Origin of the sequence: Paraburkholderia sp. GAS33, assembly GCF_050436645.1 — a bacterium.
Lineage (GTDB): Bacteria > Pseudomonadota > Gammaproteobacteria > Burkholderiales > Burkholderiaceae > Paraburkholderia > Paraburkholderia phenazinium_B.
Genome location: NZ_JBNDMP010000015.1, coordinates 38,468 through 52,899 on the forward strand (window position 1 = coordinate 38,468; position 14,432 = coordinate 52,899).

Below are 14,432 nucleotides of genomic sequence, written 5' to 3' on the forward strand. Positions count from 1 at the left end.
TTGCAGCATTCCGTCCATAGACGCTCAAGGCTATTTCAAAAAAGAGCATAGGAGGAGACACAAACCATGCAGGCAAAAACACCGCGCTTACGGCGCATCCAATGGGTCGCAGTGACGTTTCTGACGCTCGCGGGCCTCGTCAATTATCTCGACCGCAGCACGCTGTCGATCGCCAATCACTCGGTGAGCGGCGAACTGGGGCTCTCCGCCTCGCAGATGGGTCTGCTGCTGTCCGCATTCTCGTTCTCGTACGCGTTCGCGCAATTGCCGATGGGCGCGCTGCTCGATCGCTTCGGCGCGCGGCTGATGCTGGGCGTCGGCATGTTCGTCTGGTCGGTGGCGCAGTTCTTCGGCGGCCTTGTGCAGACCTTGCAGCAGTTCCTGATTGCGCGGATCTGCCTCGGCATTGGCGAAGCGCCGCAGTTTCCCGCGGGCGCGAAAGTCGTCAGCGAATGGTACGCGCTACGCGAGCGCGGTCGACCCACCGGTATTTTTACCACCTCATCGACGATCGGCCCGGGCCTCGCACCGCCCATTCTCACCGGCCTGCTGCTCGCGTTCGGCTGGCGCTGGATGTTCGTCGTGATGGGCGTGATGGGCATTGTGGTGTCGATCAGCTGGTACATCGTGTATCGCAATCGCGGCGAAATCACGCTCAATGCGGACGAGGTCACGCACCTGACCGAGGAGGAGCCGCAGATGCGCGCCGAGCGCCGCATGACGGGGGCCGAATGGCGCGGGCTGTTTGCGTCGCGCACCACATGGGGCATGATCTTCGGCTTCATGGGCGTGATCTACATGGTGTGGCTGTATCTGACCTGGCTGCCTGCGTATCTCGAACACGAACGGCATCTGTCGATTGCGAAGACTGGCTGGATCGTGTCGATTCCGTATCTGTTCGGCACGCTTGGCATGCTGTCGAGCGGGTTCGTCGCCGATGGACTGATGGCGCATGGCGTCGCGCCGATCCGCAGCCGCAAGTGGCCAATCTGCACCGGGCTGATTTTCGCGGCCGTGTTCACGGTGCCGGCGGCCTATACGCCAAATACCACGCTTGCCATCGTCTATCTGTGTCTCGCGATGTACTTCATCAACATGGCGAGCGGCGGCGCCTGGGCGCTCGTCAGCGTGGCCGCGCCGCGGCACCTGGTGGCGTCGCTCGGCAGCATCCAGAACTTCGGCGGTTATTTCGGCGGGTCGTTTGCGCCGTTCATTACGGGCGTGGTGGTCGATCAGACCCATTCGTTCGTCGACGCATTTCTGATCAGCGCGGGTGTGTCGTTCGCGGCTGCGCTCGTCTACATGTTCGTGGTGCGCGCGCCGATTGCCGAGCGCGCCGATACCGCGGCGGCGGCTACGCTCGCGTGAGCACGTTCCCTGAAACCTTCACCCACTCGGAGAAGCATTGGCCATGACGTTTCAGCAGGATCTTTTTCAAGGCAAAACCGCTGTGGTGACGGGTGGCACGCAAGGCATCGGGGCGGGAATCGCGCGCCAGCTCGCCGCGCTTGGCGCTCGCGTGATTGCAGCAGGGCTCGCGCCAACGGATGCGCAGCGTAGCGCCCTCGGAGCCGACATCGAAGTGGCCGCGCTCGACGTCGGCTCGAACGACGAGGTCGCCGCGCTGTTCGCGCCACTCGCCTCGCTCGACATCCTGGTCAACTGCGCGGGAATGATCCGCCGTGTCGAGGAGCATCAGCTCGACGTGTTCGAACAGGTCATCAATGTGAACCTGACGGGAACGATGCGCGCCTGCTCGGCAGCACGCGCTCTGCTGGGCAAAAGCCGCGGCACGATCGTCAACACGGCGTCGATGCTGAGCTTTTTTGGCGGCGGTCTGGTGCCGGCGTATAGCGCGAGCAAAGGTGGTGTCGCGCAATTGACCAAGTCGCTCGCGCTGGCGTACGCGCAGGACGGGATTCGCGTGAACGCAGTCGCGCCCGGCTGGATCGCAACACCGCTCACGCAGGCGCTACAGGACGACGAAGGCCGCTCGCAGGCGATTCTGGAGCGTACGCCGCTCGGGCGTTGGGGCGAGCCGGAGGACGTGGCGCAAGCGGTGGTGTTCTTGTGCTCGCCCGCAGCGGCGTTTATCACCGGCACGATCGTGCCGGTCGACGGCGGGTATCTGGTGGCGTAAGCGGCGGCCGATATCAGGCGAGCGCCAGCGCCCTAACGGGCGCCGCCTGGGTTAGACCGGCAAACCGAGCTCGCGCAGCTTCGCTTCTGTCTGCGCTGCAGACGTGTGATGGATGGCGTTCCAGCCGAGCGCAGTCGCGGCCGCGACGTTCCTCGTGACATCGTCGATAAACACCAGTTCCTGCGCTTCGATGCCGGGCAGTTGAACCTCGATGCGCCGGTGCATTTCAGCAAAGATCGCCGGATCAGGCTTGACCATTTTGACGCGGCCGGACACCACGACGTCGCGGAAGCGCCGTAGCACCGGGAAGTTCTCCCACGCATACGGAAACGTCTCGTCGGACCAGTTGGTGAGACCGAACAGCGGCACGCCCGCTGCATCGAGCTTGTCGAGGACCGTCACGGTGTCCTCGAGCACGCCGCGGATCATCTCGTGCCAGCGCTCGTAGAACGCGCGGATCAACGGCTCGTGATCGGGAAACTGCGCGATCAGTTCGGCCGTGCCGTCCGCGATCGTCTGACCGCCATCCTGACGAAGGATCCACTCCATCGAACAGACATGCGTCAGAAACCAGCGGCGCTCGGTCTCGTCCGGGATCAGTTCGCCAAACAGATATTCAGGGCTCCAGTCGATCAGCACGCCGCCGAAGTCGAACACCACCGCCTTGATGTTCATGCGAACTCCGTGGCGAGAACGTCGGCGAGCGGGCGAACCGAGACGCGGTTGCCCTGCAGGGAGGAATGCTCCCACACGCGGTTGTAGTGCGCGACGATCTGTTCGGGCGTGAGCTGTGAAGTCTGCTGGGTGGTGTGAAGATCGGAGACGACTGTCGTCCGGTAGCCGAGCAAGGCAGCGCGGCGCGCGCCGGTGTCGATGCAAAACTCGGTGGCGTAACCGCAGATCACGAGACGGTCGATGCCGAGCCGGTCCAGGTGCGCTTTAAGCGGAGTCTCGTGAAACGAATCGCCAACCGATTTCCTGATGAGCGTGTCGCCGCCGGTGCGCACGAGGCCGGCTGGCAGTTGCCAGCCCTCGCTACCGTACTCGACTTCCTCGTCGCCCTCTTCATCGTGCTGGACGATGAAGACCGGCGCGCCCGCTGCGCGCGCCGCCGCCGTCAGACGGTTGATGCCGTCGATCACCTCAGCGCCGCGATACGCGGCGTTCGGGCCGGAGAAGAACGCATATTGCACATCGATCACCACTACTGCCACGCCCGTCATCTGTAGCACTCCTCGTAATCGAATCGAACCGCAACGGCGCGCGACGCGCTATCTCCCGCAAGTCGCCTAGACGGCCTGCGTTCGCGTCTCCAGCCACGCTTTCGCTTCGCCCGACACATGCGGCGAAATCCGCGTGCGCACCATCTCGTGATACGCGTTCAGCCATGCACGCTCGTCCTCGCGCAGCATCGACAGGTCGAAGCAGCGCGTATCGATCGGACACAGCGTCAGCGTCTCGAACTTGAGGAAATCACCGAACTCGGTTTTCTCGGCCGCGCGGTTCAGCACGAGGTTCTCGATCCGCACGCCCCACTTGCCCGGCCGGTAAATACCCGGTTCGACCGAGGTGATCATGCCCTCTTCCATTGCCGTGAACGGTTCGGCCGGCGCGTAGTGCGAAATGATCTGCGGGCCTTCGTGCACGTTCAGGAAGTAGCCGACACCATGCCCGGTACCGTGACCGTAATCGGCCCCGGCTTCCCAGATCGGCGCGCGCGCGATCGAGTCGAGCATCGGCGAGCGGATGCCGCGCGGAAACCGCGCCCGCGACAGCGCCATCATCCCCTTCAGCACCACTGTGCAATCGCGGCGCTGCGCGTCGCTCAGCGTGCCGACCGGCACGACCCGCGTGATATCCGTCGTGCCCGTCAGATACTGGGCGCCCGAGTCGATCAGCAGCAGGCCGTTGCCTTCGATGGTCGAATGCGACGCCGCGCTCGCGCGATAGTGCGGCATCGCGCCGTTGGCGTTGAAGCCCGCGATGGTCGCAAAGCTCAGCGAAATGAAATCCGGACGACGGGCACGAGCGGCCGTCAGACGTTCGTCCACGGTCAGCTCGGTGATCGTTTCGCGACCCTGCGCGCCTTCGAACCAGGCGAAGAATTCAGTGAGCGCCGCGCCGTCCTGCTCCATCGTCGCGCGTACGTGCTCGGCATCCGCCTCAGTCTTGCGCGATTTAAGGAAGGTGGACGGATTCACTGCCTCGACGATGTTCACCGTCGTCGGCACCGACTGCAGCAGGCCATACGTGATCCGGCGCGGATCGATCAGCAGGCTCGCACCGCCAGGCAACCCCGCGAGGGCCGCGGCGGCCTTGCCATACGATTCGACATGGATGCCGTCGCGCGCCAGCGCTTCAGCCAGCGCCCGCGGCACCTTGCCGTCGGCCACGAACAGCGAGACGCGGTCCAGTCCGATCAGCGCATGCGCAACGAATACCGGGTTGTAGCTGACGTCGGCGCCGCGCAGGTTGAACAGCCACGCGAGATCGTCGAGCGTCGAAATGAAGTGCCATTGCGCGCCCTTGTCCTGCATCGCACGGCGAATCTGGTCGAGTTTCTCGGAACGGGCCACGGTGGCGTGCGGCGCGGTGTGCTCGAACACCTTTTCGGTGGGCAGCGCCGGCCGCTGGAGCCAGATCGCATCGAACAGATCGACGTCGGTGCGCAGCTTTACTCCGTAAGCGCTCAGCGCGTGCGTCAGCGAGCGTGCGGCGGCCAGCCCCAACACCGCACCGTCGACACCGACGGTCGCGCCAGCCGGCAGGTTTTGCGCCATCCATTCGAAGTGCGGCTGCGACTGCTGGCCGCCGAACATCTTCATCAACTCGACGCCGGTGCCGGTCAGTTGCGCTTCGGCCTGCTCCCAATAACGGCTATCGGTCCACAAGCCGGCAAAGCTGTCTGTCACGACCAGCGTGCCGGCCGAGCCGGTGAAACCCGATAGCCATTGGCGACCCTGCCAGCGTCCCGGCAGATACTCGGATAGGTGAGGATCGGCAGACGGAACCAGATAGGCCGCGAGGCCCTCGCGCGTCATCGCGCCACGCAGGTGGGCGATCCGCTCGGGAACGGAAGAGGTTTCGGGAAGTCGGGCATTCATCAGATTCACCTGCAAAGTTCAGCGACGGGAGAACAAGCCGACCGTCACGGCAACGGCAATCAACGCAACAGCCGTACACACCGGCCATTCGAGCGTATCACCATCATGGAAGAGACCAGTCACGTTGCCGGCCAGGCTGGCGAACACTGCGCCCAGCACACCCATCAGCAACGCCACCCAGATACGTGCCCGGCTCGCGCGCCGCAGCGGATGGAACCACCAGCCCGCAAGGCCGACGGCCACGCCCAGCAACACGATACCAGGCCAACCCATCAGTAGGGGACCTCACTCACTTTCGGACTCTTCCCATATGCGCAAAGCGTTCGGACAGCTAGCATTTTTCTCTCGTTAATTATAAAGGTCAGCACGGCGCTTCCCGCATAGCGGTCGAGTTTAGGGGCCGGGGTCACATTTAGGCAAGCCGAAAGGAATGCCGCCCACGCCCGCCACGCTGAAATCGCGTTCTATGCGAATCGCTCTCATCGAGCCTGACCCGCGCCACGCGGAACTGGTCGACCGGCTGATTTTCGCCGGCGGCCACGGCTGCCAACACTTCATCGCCAGCGAACCGTTCCTGGTGCACGCGGCCAGCCAGTTCTTCGATCTCCTGTTGACCGATAGTTGGGCAGGCGACCGCTCTGCCGAAGATGTCATCCCTCGGGCGCGCAGCGTTCTGCCAGGCTTGCCGGTCATCATGCTGATGTCGGCGCCGCGCGAAAGTGAGATTGTCGCAGCACTTCATGCCGGCGCCGACGATTGTCTGGTTAAACCGGTACGTGGGCCGGAAATGCTAGCCCGTGTCGAGGCGCTGCTGCGACGCGCCGGACTGCGCCGTCCGCCCAACCGCCGGCTCGATGTGTTCGGCGCTTATGCATTCGACGCCGCGCACTTTACCGTTACATTCCTTGAACAGACAGTGGCACTAACCCCCAAGGAATTCCGTTTCGCGCTTCTACTGTTTATTAATGTGTCGCGGCCGGTGTCGCGCGTGCACATTCTCGAAACAGTCTGGGGCCGCCGGCGTGACGTAAGATCGCGTACGCTCGACACGCACGCGTCGCGGGTGCGCACCAAACTGCAGTTGCGCCCTGAGCATGGCTATTTGTTGACCCCGCTCTACGGCTACGGTTACCAGCTCGACGCAGTCCCGCCGGAACGCGCCGTGGGAGCCTGAAGCGGCCGTAGAACTGAAAGAAATGCGAAAACGCTATAATATTGGGCTAAACCATAGTCCCGCACATGCAGCTTCTAACGATCGGAATCAATCACCACACCGCGCCCGTCGCCTTGCGCGAACGCGTGGCGTTTCCGCTCGAACAGATCAAACCTGCATTGGCAACCTTCAAGGACATCTGGCTCGGCCCCGCCGCCCGGAGCGCGCCTGAAGCAGCCATTCTCTCCACCTGCAACCGCACCGAACTCTATTGCGCGACCGACGATCATGCGGTCCGCGAGGCGGCTATCCAGTGGTTTTCGCAGTATCACAAGCTGCCGGTCAGTGAACTGGCGCCGCACGTGTACGCGCTGCCGCAGTCGGAAGCCGTGCGTCACGCGTTCCGGGTCGCGTCGGGGCTCGATTCGATGGTGCTGGGCGAGACGCAGATCGTCGGGCAAATGAAGGACGCCGTGCGCACGGCTTCGGAAGCCGGCGCCCTGGGCACCTATCTGAACCAGTTGTTCCAGCGCACCTTCGCGGTGGCGAAGGAAGTCCGCAGCACCACCGAAATCGGGGCGCAATCGGTTTCGATGGCGGCAGCAGCCGTGCGGCTCGCGCAGCGCATCTTCGACAAGGTGTCGAACCAGCGCGTGCTGTTCATCGGCGCGGGAGAAATGATCGAGCTGTGCGCGACGCACTTCGCGGCCCAGCAGCCGCGCGAACTGGTGGTGGCGAACCGCACCGCGGAGCGCGGCACGCGACTCGCCGAGCGCTTCAATGGCCGGGCGATCCCGCTATCTGAACTGCCCACGCGGATGCATGAGTTCGACATCATCGTCTCGTGTACTGCTTCCACGTTGCCGATCATCGGTCTGGGCGCGGTCGAGCGCGCGGTGAAAGCGCGCCGCCACCGGCCTATTTTCATGGTCGACCTGGCGGTGCCGCGTGACATCGAGCCGGAAGTCGGCAAGCTTCAAGACGTCTTCCTCTACACCGTCGACGATCTCGGCGCCATCGTGCGTGAAGGCAACGCCTCGCGTCAGGCGGCGGTCGCGCAGGCCGAAGCGATCATCGAAACCCGGGTGCAGAATTTCATGCAGTGGCTCGACGCGCGCAGCATCGTGCCGGTGATCCGTCATATGCATACGCAGGCGGATCTGCTGCGCCGGGCCGAAGTCGAACGCGCGCAAAAGGCGCTCGCGCGCGGCGAGGATCCGGCTGCCGTGATCGAGGCGCTGTCGCAGGCGCTGACCAACAAGCTGATCCATGGTCCGACGCACGCACTCAATCGCGCCAGCAGCGAGAATCGCGATAAGCTCATCGAACTGATGGGCGGTTTCTACAAACATTCCGGCTCTTCGGAACGTTAGCGGCGCTGCCGCCGCGCGCCGCCTCGCCATTTGATTTCGCTTCGGCAGGCCGGCGCCAACCTCCAGGGCTTGCGCCCGCCTCCCCAGTTACGCCATCCTTTCCGGAGCCCGCTCCGTACCGTCCGATGAAAACGAGCATGCAAAGCAAGCTCGACCAGCTCACCACCCGGCTGGCCGAACTGAACGATCTGTTGAGCCGCGAGGACGTCACCTCGAATCTCGACCAATACCGCAAGCTGACGCGTGAACACGCCGAGCTCGGGCCGGTGGTCGAGCACTACGCGCTGTGGCGCCAGGCCAGCAACGACGCAATCACCGCGCAGGAACTGCTGGCGGACGCGGGAATGCGCGATTTCGCCGAAGAAGAGATCCGCACGGCCCGCGAGCGGATGGAGCAACTCGGCGCCGAGCTGCAGAAAATGCTGCTGCCGAAAGACCCCAACGACGATCGCAATATCTTCCTCGAAATCCGCGCCGGCACGGGCGGCGACGAGTCTGCGCTGTTCGCGGGTGATCTGCTGCGGATGTATCTGCGCTTCGCCGAACGCAACCGTTGGCAGGTCGAAATGATGTCGGCCAGCGAATCGGATCTGGGCGGCTATAAGGAAGTGATCGTGCGTATCGCCGGGGAAGCGGCGTATTCGAAGCTCAAGTTCGAGTCTGGCGGCCACCGCGTGCAACGCGTTCCAGCGACTGAAACCCAAGGGCGAATCCACACTTCGGCATGTACGGTCGCGGTGATGCCGGAAGCGGATGAGATCGGCGAAGTGGAGATCAATCCAGCCGATCTGCGTATCGATACGTTCCGCGCGTCGGGTGCCGGCGGTCAGCACATCAACAAGACCGATTCGGCCGTGCGGGTGACCCACCTGCCGACCGGCATCGTCGTGGAGTGCCAGGACGATCGCTCGCAGCACAAGAACAAGGATCGCGCGCTGAAGGTGCTGGCCGCTCGTATCAAGGACAAGCAGTATCACGAGCAGCACGCCAAGGAAGCCGCGACCCGTAAGAGTCTGATCGGCTCGGGCGACCGCTCGGAGCGCATCCGTACCTACAACTTCCCCCAGGGGCGTCTCACCGATCACCGAATCAACCTGACACTGTACCGCCTCGAGTCGATCATGGACGGCGATCTCGACGAACTGATCGCCGCGCTGGTCAGCGAGCATCAGGCTGAGTTGCTGGCGTCGCTCGGCGATGCGGACTAAGCGCATTGGCTGGATGCGAAACCACCGCCATGCCCATGAATAACGTCGCCGGCCTGCTGCGCACCTCGGCCCTGCCGCCGCTCGAAGCGCGGATCCTGCTCGGGCACGCGCTCGGCTGGCGCCGCACCGAGTTGATCACGCGCAGCGACGAGCCGCTCGACGCCGAACCCGTGGCGCGTTTTCAGGCACTAGAGGCACGGCGTGTTGCCGGTGAACCGGTGGCGCAGCTGATCGGCGCGCGCGAATTCTTCGGGCTCGATTTCGAAGTGACGCCGGATGTGCTGATCCCGCGGCCGGAAACCGAACTGCTGGTCGAAACCGCGCTGGCGGCGCTGGACGGGATCGCGCGGCCGCGTATGCTCGATCTCGGCACGGGCAGCGGCGCGATCGCAGTCGCCATCGCCTCGGTCAGGCCCGATGCGCAGGTCTGGGCCGTCGACCGTTCAGGTGAAGCGTTGGCCGTCGCCGCTCGCAATGCCGCCCGGCTGCTGGACGCGGCGCGCCCCGGCGGTCCCGTGCAGCTCGAGCGCAGCGACTGGTACGATGCGCTCGAGCGCGCGCTGCGCTTTGACGTGATCGTTAGTAATCCACCGTATATTGCCAGCGGCGACCCGCATCTGACGGAAGGCGACTTGCGCTTCGAACCGCGCGGTGCCTTGACCGATGAGGCGGACGGCCTCAGCGCGATCCGCGCCATCATCGCCGGCGCGCCCACTCGCTTCGACGAACAACGCGGCGGGGTGCTTTGGCTCGAACACGGCTACGATCAGGCCGCAGCCGTGCGCATGCTGCTGGCTCAAGCCGGTTTCGCAGCCGTGCGCTCGGAATGCGATCTTGCCGGGATCGAACGCATCAGCGGCGGCGAGTGGCGAGCGGGCGTATAAACGAAGATCGCGCGAGAGCCGCGCCGACACCGCCGTCAGCCCGTCGCAACGAAATCCGCTATCATTTCAATCTATCTCCACCACATTCCGGAACCGCAAGGTCAGCCATGGATACGCAACAACGCATCAAGCAAATCGTCGACGACAACGCCGTCGTGCTCTTCATGAAGGGCACCGCGCAGTTCCCGATGTGCGGCTTTTCTGGCCGCGCCATCCAGATCCTGAAGGCCTGCGGCGTCGACGCGCCCAAGACCGTCAACGTCCTCGAGGACGACGAAGTGCGCCAGGGCATCAAGGAATTCTCCAACTGGCCGACCATTCCCCAGCTCTACGTGAAGGGCGAGTTCATCGGCGGCTCGGACATCATGATGGAGATGTATCAGAACGGCGAACTGCAGCAGCTGTTTGCTGCAGCCTGATCGTCGCCTGCCGTTTCAGAAGCTGAACCTCAGGTGCCGCCAGCCATGGAAACACGCGCTGCGGCGCCTCGCCGGCTGATCGTCGCGATCACCGGCGCGACCGGCGCCGTCTACGGCATCCGGTTGCTTGAAACGCTGCGCAGGTTGGGCGGCGTGGAATCCCATCTGCTGATTTCCAGCGCCGGCTGGCTTAATATCCAGCACGAACTCCAGTTAAGCAAAGAAGACGTGCATCCGCTGGCGGATGTCGTCCATTCGGTGCGCGATGTGGGTGCGAGCATTGCATCCGGCTCGTTCTCGACCGACGGCATGATCGTTGCGCCCTGCTCCATGAAGACGCTGGCGAGCATCGCCCACGGTCTCTCGGACAACCTGATCACCCGCGCCGCCGACGTTACGCTCAAGGAACGACGCCGCCTCGTGCTGATGGTGCGCGAAACGCCGCTAAACCTCGCGCATCTGCGCAATATGACCGCCGTCACCGAAATGGGCGGCGTGATCTTTCCGCCGCTGCCGGCCTTCTATAACCAGCCTGCCTCGATCGACGAGATGGTCGATCACACCGTAGCGCGCGTGCTAGATCTTTTTGCGCTGGGGCCATCGCTTTCGCCCGCCTGGGTGGGGCTGCGTAACTCGCAGGCGGAATAGCTCATCTGCGGCGCGGCATGCGGGAAGCGTGCCGATTGACAACCCGCGCGACGCAATCAAATCCGGATTCACCCGTTTATCAAACGGGAGTGCGGCCTTATATTGGTAGCAACCCAACTTACGAGCCGCACTTGCTGCGGACTTCGCTGCCATGAACCGTATGCCGTCGCTTTTCCTGTCCCACGGCGCGCCAACGTTGCCGATCGACCCTTCGATGCCGTCTGCCGAGTTCGGCACGCTGTCGGCCCAGTTGCCTCGTCCGGAAGCCATCCTGATGCTGTCGGCCCACTGGGGCACCGCTCAACCGCTGGCGAGCACCGCTGCGCATCCAGAGACAATCCACGATTTCTACGGCTTTCCGCGTCAGTTATACGAGATCCAGTACCCCGCGCCGGGCGCGCCGGATATCGCACGACGCGCCGCCGCGCTGCTCAATGAACACGGCCTGCTCGCCGATACGCAGCCGCACGGCCTCGATCACGGCGCCTGGGTGCCGATGCTGCTGATGTTTCCGAACGCCGACGTCCCGGTGGCGCAGTTGTCGATCCAGCCACACATGGACGCCACCCACCACTTTCGACTTGGCCGCGCGCTGCGGGCGCTGAGGGACGAGGGCGTGATGGTGACCGGCTCTGGCCAGATCACGCACAATCTGCGCGCCGCCGATTTCTCCGCGCGCCCGGAAGACGCTGATCCGCGCGTGACCGAATTCACCGACTGGTTCGAAACGAAGCTGGCCGGGCACGATATCGACGCGCTGCTCGACTATCGCCGCCAGGCACCGCACGCCGCGTACATGCATCCAACCGACGAGCACCTGTTGCCGGTATTCGCTGCGCTCGGCGCGGCAGACGACGACTACACGCTCGCGATCCAGTCGCTCGGGACGTTCCAGAAGTCGCTGGCGATGACGAACTACGTGTTCGGCACGGCGTAAGCGTCAATGCGCCGCGCCGGCCACGCCGAATAGTAAAAGCCCGTCTGAGGAGACTCAGCTATCCGGACTACAACGGTGTCGGGTTTTTGGGCTAATTAGCGCTGAGACCCGCGTCCTGGAGGGATTGCGGGTCTTTTTCTTGCCGGCAATATCGGGCTGGGCGAGCGCCGTTCGAAGCAAATTGCCTCGCAATCAATGGCTTGCTGTGCATCAGATCCAAGACAATTGCTTCCTTAAAATGAAGCAATTATGAGAAATTTGATGCCATATAGTGAAGCGTATCGGCACCCCGTGCTTTCGCATGGCCAAGGCCCGTATAGGCTTTCAATGCGCCTAAAAAAGCGAGCCTCCGAAGAGGCTCGCAGTAATCGCCAACCAGGCCTGCCCGTTCGCCAACACCTCTGTGGTACGGGCAGGAAACTCAGGCGGCTTTTTTGTCCCGAAACCCCGGAGCCAGCAATACAGCCGCGGCATCCGGGCCAGGATCTGGCAGCGCGGACGATCAATGCGCGCCCATCCCCTCGAGCACTTCGTCGTGGACATCGCGCTCATCAAGGTAGTCGGTGCGATAACCGGTGTGCACGCCCCAGTAATAGAAAATCAGCGCGAAGACGATCACGGTCAGCATGTCCCAGCCATACGGCAGAACGTCGTGACCGCCAAACTGCTTGCTGCCGATCAGCGAAAGCACCGCCATCACCGGCAGGTACGCCACCAGCCACCATGCCGCCTTCAGATCGCGCTCGTAGCCGCTAAAGCCTGACTTCGCCTGGAAGTAGAAGTACACCGGCAGAGCGACGATCATCAGCAGGATGATTTCGCCGGTCAGCGGCCACTTCGCCCAGTACAGCACCAGCGATGCGCAAACGAACGCAAACGGCGCAATGATCTTCATGCCCGGGATATGCAGCGGACGATCCAGATCCGTCGCCGCGCGGCGCAGTGCCATCAGGCTGATCGGACCCGTCAGGTACGAAATCACGGTCGCAACCGAAATCACTGCCGCGAGCGAACTCCAGCCGCGGAAGAAGAACAGGAAGATGAACGAAACCAGCAGGTTGAACCACATCGCCTGACGCGGCACGCCGTAGATAGGGTGCACGTTGCCGAACATCTTCGGCATCGTGTTGTTGCGCTCCATGGCGTAGATCATGCGGCTCGTGGTCGCCATATAGGTCGTACCTGTGCCGCTCGGGCTGACGAACGCATCCACGTACAGCAGGAACGCCAGCCAGTTGAGGTTCAGTGCAAGCGCCAGTTCAGCGAAAGGCGACGCGAAGCTGAAGTGGCTCCAGCCCTTCATCACGTCAACCGGATTCACTGCACCGATATAGGCAATCTGCAGCAGCACATAGATCACCAGTGCCAGCAGGATCGAGCCGATCACCGCGAACGGCACGCTCTTCGCCGGGTTGCGCGCTTCACCCGCGAGGTTGATCGGGCTCTGGAAGCCGTTGAACGCGAACACGATACCGCTCGTCGCCACCGCCGTGAACACTGCCGACCAGCCATACGGCGCAAACGTGCTCGCCTCGCCGAAGTTCTCGTGATGGAAACCTGCCGCCATCAAACCAGCGATCGTTGCCGCGGGAATCACGAACTTGAAGATCGTGATAGTCGTATTGGCGCGTGCAAACAGCTTCACGCCCCAATAATTGAGCATGAAATAGATAATCACGAGGATCGCAGAGAGCAATAACCCATTCGTGGTTAATGACCCATTCACGAACAATGCATGAGCCCATGGATATGGCCATGTGCTCATGTATTGAATCGACGCTTCGGCTTCGATTGGAATCACCGACACGATCGCGATCCAGTTAGCCCATGCGCTAACAAAACCGACCAGCGCGCCGTGCGAATAGCGCGCGTAACGCACCATGCCGCCCGACTCCGGGAACATCGCGCCGAGTTCAGCATAGGTGAGTGCGATCGCCAGAATCACCACCGCGCCGATTATCCAGGCGCAGATCGCTGCGGGGCCTGCAATTTTTGCCGCCTTCCACGCACCGAACAGCCAGCCCGATCCGATGATCGAGCCGAGGCCGGTCAGCATCAGCGCGAACGGGCCAATGTTCCGTTGAATAGAACTTTTCACGTCTTCTCCTATTGTCGACCAGAGTTGGCGCTGAAGCGCCTACTCTGGCCCCATGCAACTTGTTGCGGTCGACCGGAGTAAGCGCTTTAGCGCTTACTCCGGTCCCATGCGAATGCGGTCAGGTCAAAAACATGTCGGCACCGCGGCAATGCTTTGACGCTGGAGACGGGGTGACGGGCATGATGGGCGCAGGCTTATACCTGGGATCAGGTGCAACCCTGGCGCGGCGCGTAGTTTAACGGTTGCACCGAAAGAATGCAGGCGAAGCTAGGGTTATCCCTAGCGAGAAATTAAGGGGAACGCAAGTTTCGTAAGCGCCCGTCGCGCCTGGCCCTAAAACCTTGTAAAGATGTGCTGAGAGTGTTGACCTTCTCTCGAAATCGCCGTATAACGTTCGGGCAGGATTTCAAGCGGCGAGTGAATTGGTCTTTCGTAGTTCGCCCATCAACGGTACTCCGGTTGGTCCCA

General features: G+C 62.9%; 14 protein-coding genes. 9 read left to right on the forward strand and 5 right to left on the reverse strand.

Annotation, left to right across the window (positions count from 1 at the left end):
• Positions 1-66 precede the first annotated feature (66 nt).
• Complete coding sequence (locus tag P3T24_RS32755) at positions 67-1,368, forward strand: MFS transporter (RefSeq protein ID WP_074262603.1); 1,302 nt, start codon at positions 67-69, stop codon at positions 1,366-1,368.
• A 43-nt stretch (positions 1,369-1,411) separates the two neighbouring features.
• Complete coding sequence (locus P3T24_RS32760; RefSeq protein ID WP_429440979.1) at positions 1,412-2,140, forward strand: SDR family NAD(P)-dependent oxidoreductase; 729 nt, start codon at positions 1,412-1,414, stop codon at positions 2,138-2,140.
• 51 nt (positions 2,141-2,191) lie between these two features.
• Here the strand turns inward: P3T24_RS32760 and P3T24_RS32765 are convergent, their stop codons facing one another.
• The 4 genes from P3T24_RS32765 to P3T24_RS32780 form a co-directional block, all read right to left on the reverse strand.
• Positions 2,192-2,815 carry an HAD family hydrolase gene (locus tag P3T24_RS32765; RefSeq protein ID WP_429440980.1) on the reverse strand — a complete coding sequence of 208 codons (624 nt, stop codon included), beginning with the start codon at positions 2,813-2,815 and terminating at the stop codon, positions 2,192-2,194.
• On the reverse strand, positions 2,812-3,363 hold the full coding sequence (locus tag P3T24_RS32770; protein WP_429440981.1) for an isochorismatase family protein: 552 nt from the start codon (positions 3,361-3,363) through the stop codon (positions 2,812-2,814). The genes P3T24_RS32765 and P3T24_RS32770 overlap by 4 nt, the downstream gene beginning before the upstream one ends.
• 66 nt (positions 3,364-3,429) lie before the next feature.
• The gene (locus P3T24_RS32775; protein WP_429440983.1) at positions 3,430-5,244 is read right to left on the reverse strand and encodes an aminopeptidase P family protein; all 1,815 of its coding nucleotides are present in this window, start codon (positions 5,242-5,244) and stop codon (positions 3,430-3,432) included.
• An 18-nt stretch (positions 5,245-5,262) separates the two neighbouring features.
• The gene (locus P3T24_RS32780; RefSeq protein ID WP_074262607.1) at positions 5,263-5,517 is read right to left on the reverse strand and encodes a hypothetical protein; all 255 of its coding nucleotides are present in this window, start codon (positions 5,515-5,517) and stop codon (positions 5,263-5,265) included.
• Between the two features lie 193 nt (positions 5,518-5,710).
• On the opposite strand from P3T24_RS32780, the gene P3T24_RS32785 reads away from it, so the two are divergent.
• The 7 genes from P3T24_RS32785 (at position 5,711) to P3T24_RS32815 (ending at position 11,866) form a co-directional block, all read left to right on the forward strand.
• Positions 5,711-6,418 (forward strand): response regulator transcription factor, encoded by a 708-nt coding sequence (locus P3T24_RS32785; protein WP_429440985.1) that lies wholly within the window; start codon positions 5,711-5,713, stop codon positions 6,416-6,418.
• 65 nt (positions 6,419-6,483) lie between these two features.
• Positions 6,484-7,770, forward strand: coding sequence for a glutamyl-tRNA reductase (gene hemA / locus P3T24_RS32790; RefSeq protein ID WP_074262608.1), 1,287 nt, complete (start codon positions 6,484-6,486; stop codon positions 7,768-7,770).
• A 125-nt stretch (positions 7,771-7,895) separates the two neighbouring features.
• A complete protein-coding gene (prfA, locus tag P3T24_RS32795) occupies positions 7,896-8,978 on the forward strand; it encodes a peptide chain release factor 1 (protein WP_429440986.1) in 1,083 nt (360 codons plus the stop codon).
• 35 nt (positions 8,979-9,013) lie between these two features.
• Entirely contained in the window at positions 9,014-9,862 is an 849-nt protein-coding gene (prmC, locus tag P3T24_RS32800) for a peptide chain release factor N(5)-glutamine methyltransferase (protein WP_429440988.1), read from the forward strand.
• A gap of 107 nt (positions 9,863-9,969) precedes the next feature.
• Positions 9,970-10,281 (forward strand): Grx4 family monothiol glutaredoxin, encoded by a 312-nt coding sequence (gene grxD, locus P3T24_RS32805; RefSeq protein ID WP_074262611.1) that lies wholly within the window; start codon positions 9,970-9,972, stop codon positions 10,279-10,281.
• Between the two features lie 45 nt (positions 10,282-10,326).
• Positions 10,327-10,929, forward strand: a complete 603-nt coding sequence (locus tag P3T24_RS32810; RefSeq protein WP_429440989.1) for a UbiX family flavin prenyltransferase — start codon at positions 10,327-10,329, stop codon at positions 10,927-10,929.
• 151 nt (positions 10,930-11,080) lie between these two features.
• Positions 11,081-11,866 (forward strand): DODA-type extradiol aromatic ring-opening family dioxygenase, encoded by a 786-nt coding sequence (locus tag P3T24_RS32815; RefSeq protein ID WP_429440990.1) that lies wholly within the window; start codon positions 11,081-11,083, stop codon positions 11,864-11,866.
• A 502-nt stretch (positions 11,867-12,368) separates the two neighbouring features.
• Here the strand turns inward: P3T24_RS32815 and P3T24_RS32820 are convergent.
• Entirely contained in the window at positions 12,369-13,964 is a 1,596-nt protein-coding gene (locus P3T24_RS32820) for an APC family permease (RefSeq protein ID WP_429440992.1), read from the reverse strand.
• Positions 13,965-14,432 lie beyond the last annotated feature (468 nt).

Bases quoted from the DNA above. Each gene is read 5' to 3' on its own strand.
- prfA (WP_429440986.1), top strand. From the start codon at position 7,896: ATGAAAACGAGCATGCAAAGCAAGCTCGACCAGCTCACCACCCGGCTG.
- P3T24_RS32770 (WP_429440981.1), bottom strand. From the start codon at position 3,363: ATGACGGGCGTGGCAGTAGTGGTGATCGATGTGCAATATGCGTTCTTC.
- prmC (WP_429440988.1), top strand. From the start codon at position 9,014: ATGAATAACGTCGCCGGCCTGCTGCGCACCTCGGCCCTGCCGCCGCTC.
- P3T24_RS32785 (WP_429440985.1), top strand. From the start codon at position 5,711: ATGCGAATCGCTCTCATCGAGCCTGACCCGCGCCACGCGGAACTGGTC.
- P3T24_RS32775 (WP_429440983.1), bottom strand. From the start codon at position 5,244: ATGAATGCCCGACTTCCCGAAACCTCTTCCGTTCCCGAGCGGATCGCC.
- P3T24_RS32780 (WP_074262607.1), bottom strand. From the start codon at position 5,517: ATGGGTTGGCCTGGTATCGTGTTGCTGGGCGTGGCCGTCGGCCTTGCG.
- P3T24_RS32810 (WP_429440989.1), top strand. From the start codon at position 10,327: ATGGAAACACGCGCTGCGGCGCCTCGCCGGCTGATCGTCGCGATCACC.
- P3T24_RS32815 (WP_429440990.1), top strand. From the start codon at position 11,081: ATGAACCGTATGCCGTCGCTTTTCCTGTCCCACGGCGCGCCAACGTTG.
- P3T24_RS32765 (WP_429440980.1), bottom strand. From the start codon at position 2,815: ATGAACATCAAGGCGGTGGTGTTCGACTTCGGCGGCGTGCTGATCGAC.
- P3T24_RS32755 (WP_074262603.1), top strand. From the start codon at position 67: ATGCAGGCAAAAACACCGCGCTTACGGCGCATCCAATGGGTCGCAGTG.
- P3T24_RS32760 (WP_429440979.1), top strand. From the start codon at position 1,412: ATGACGTTTCAGCAGGATCTTTTTCAAGGCAAAACCGCTGTGGTGACG.
- grxD (WP_074262611.1), top strand. From the start codon at position 9,970: ATGGATACGCAACAACGCATCAAGCAAATCGTCGACGACAACGCCGTC.
- hemA (WP_074262608.1), top strand. From the start codon at position 6,484: ATGCAGCTTCTAACGATCGGAATCAATCACCACACCGCGCCCGTCGCC.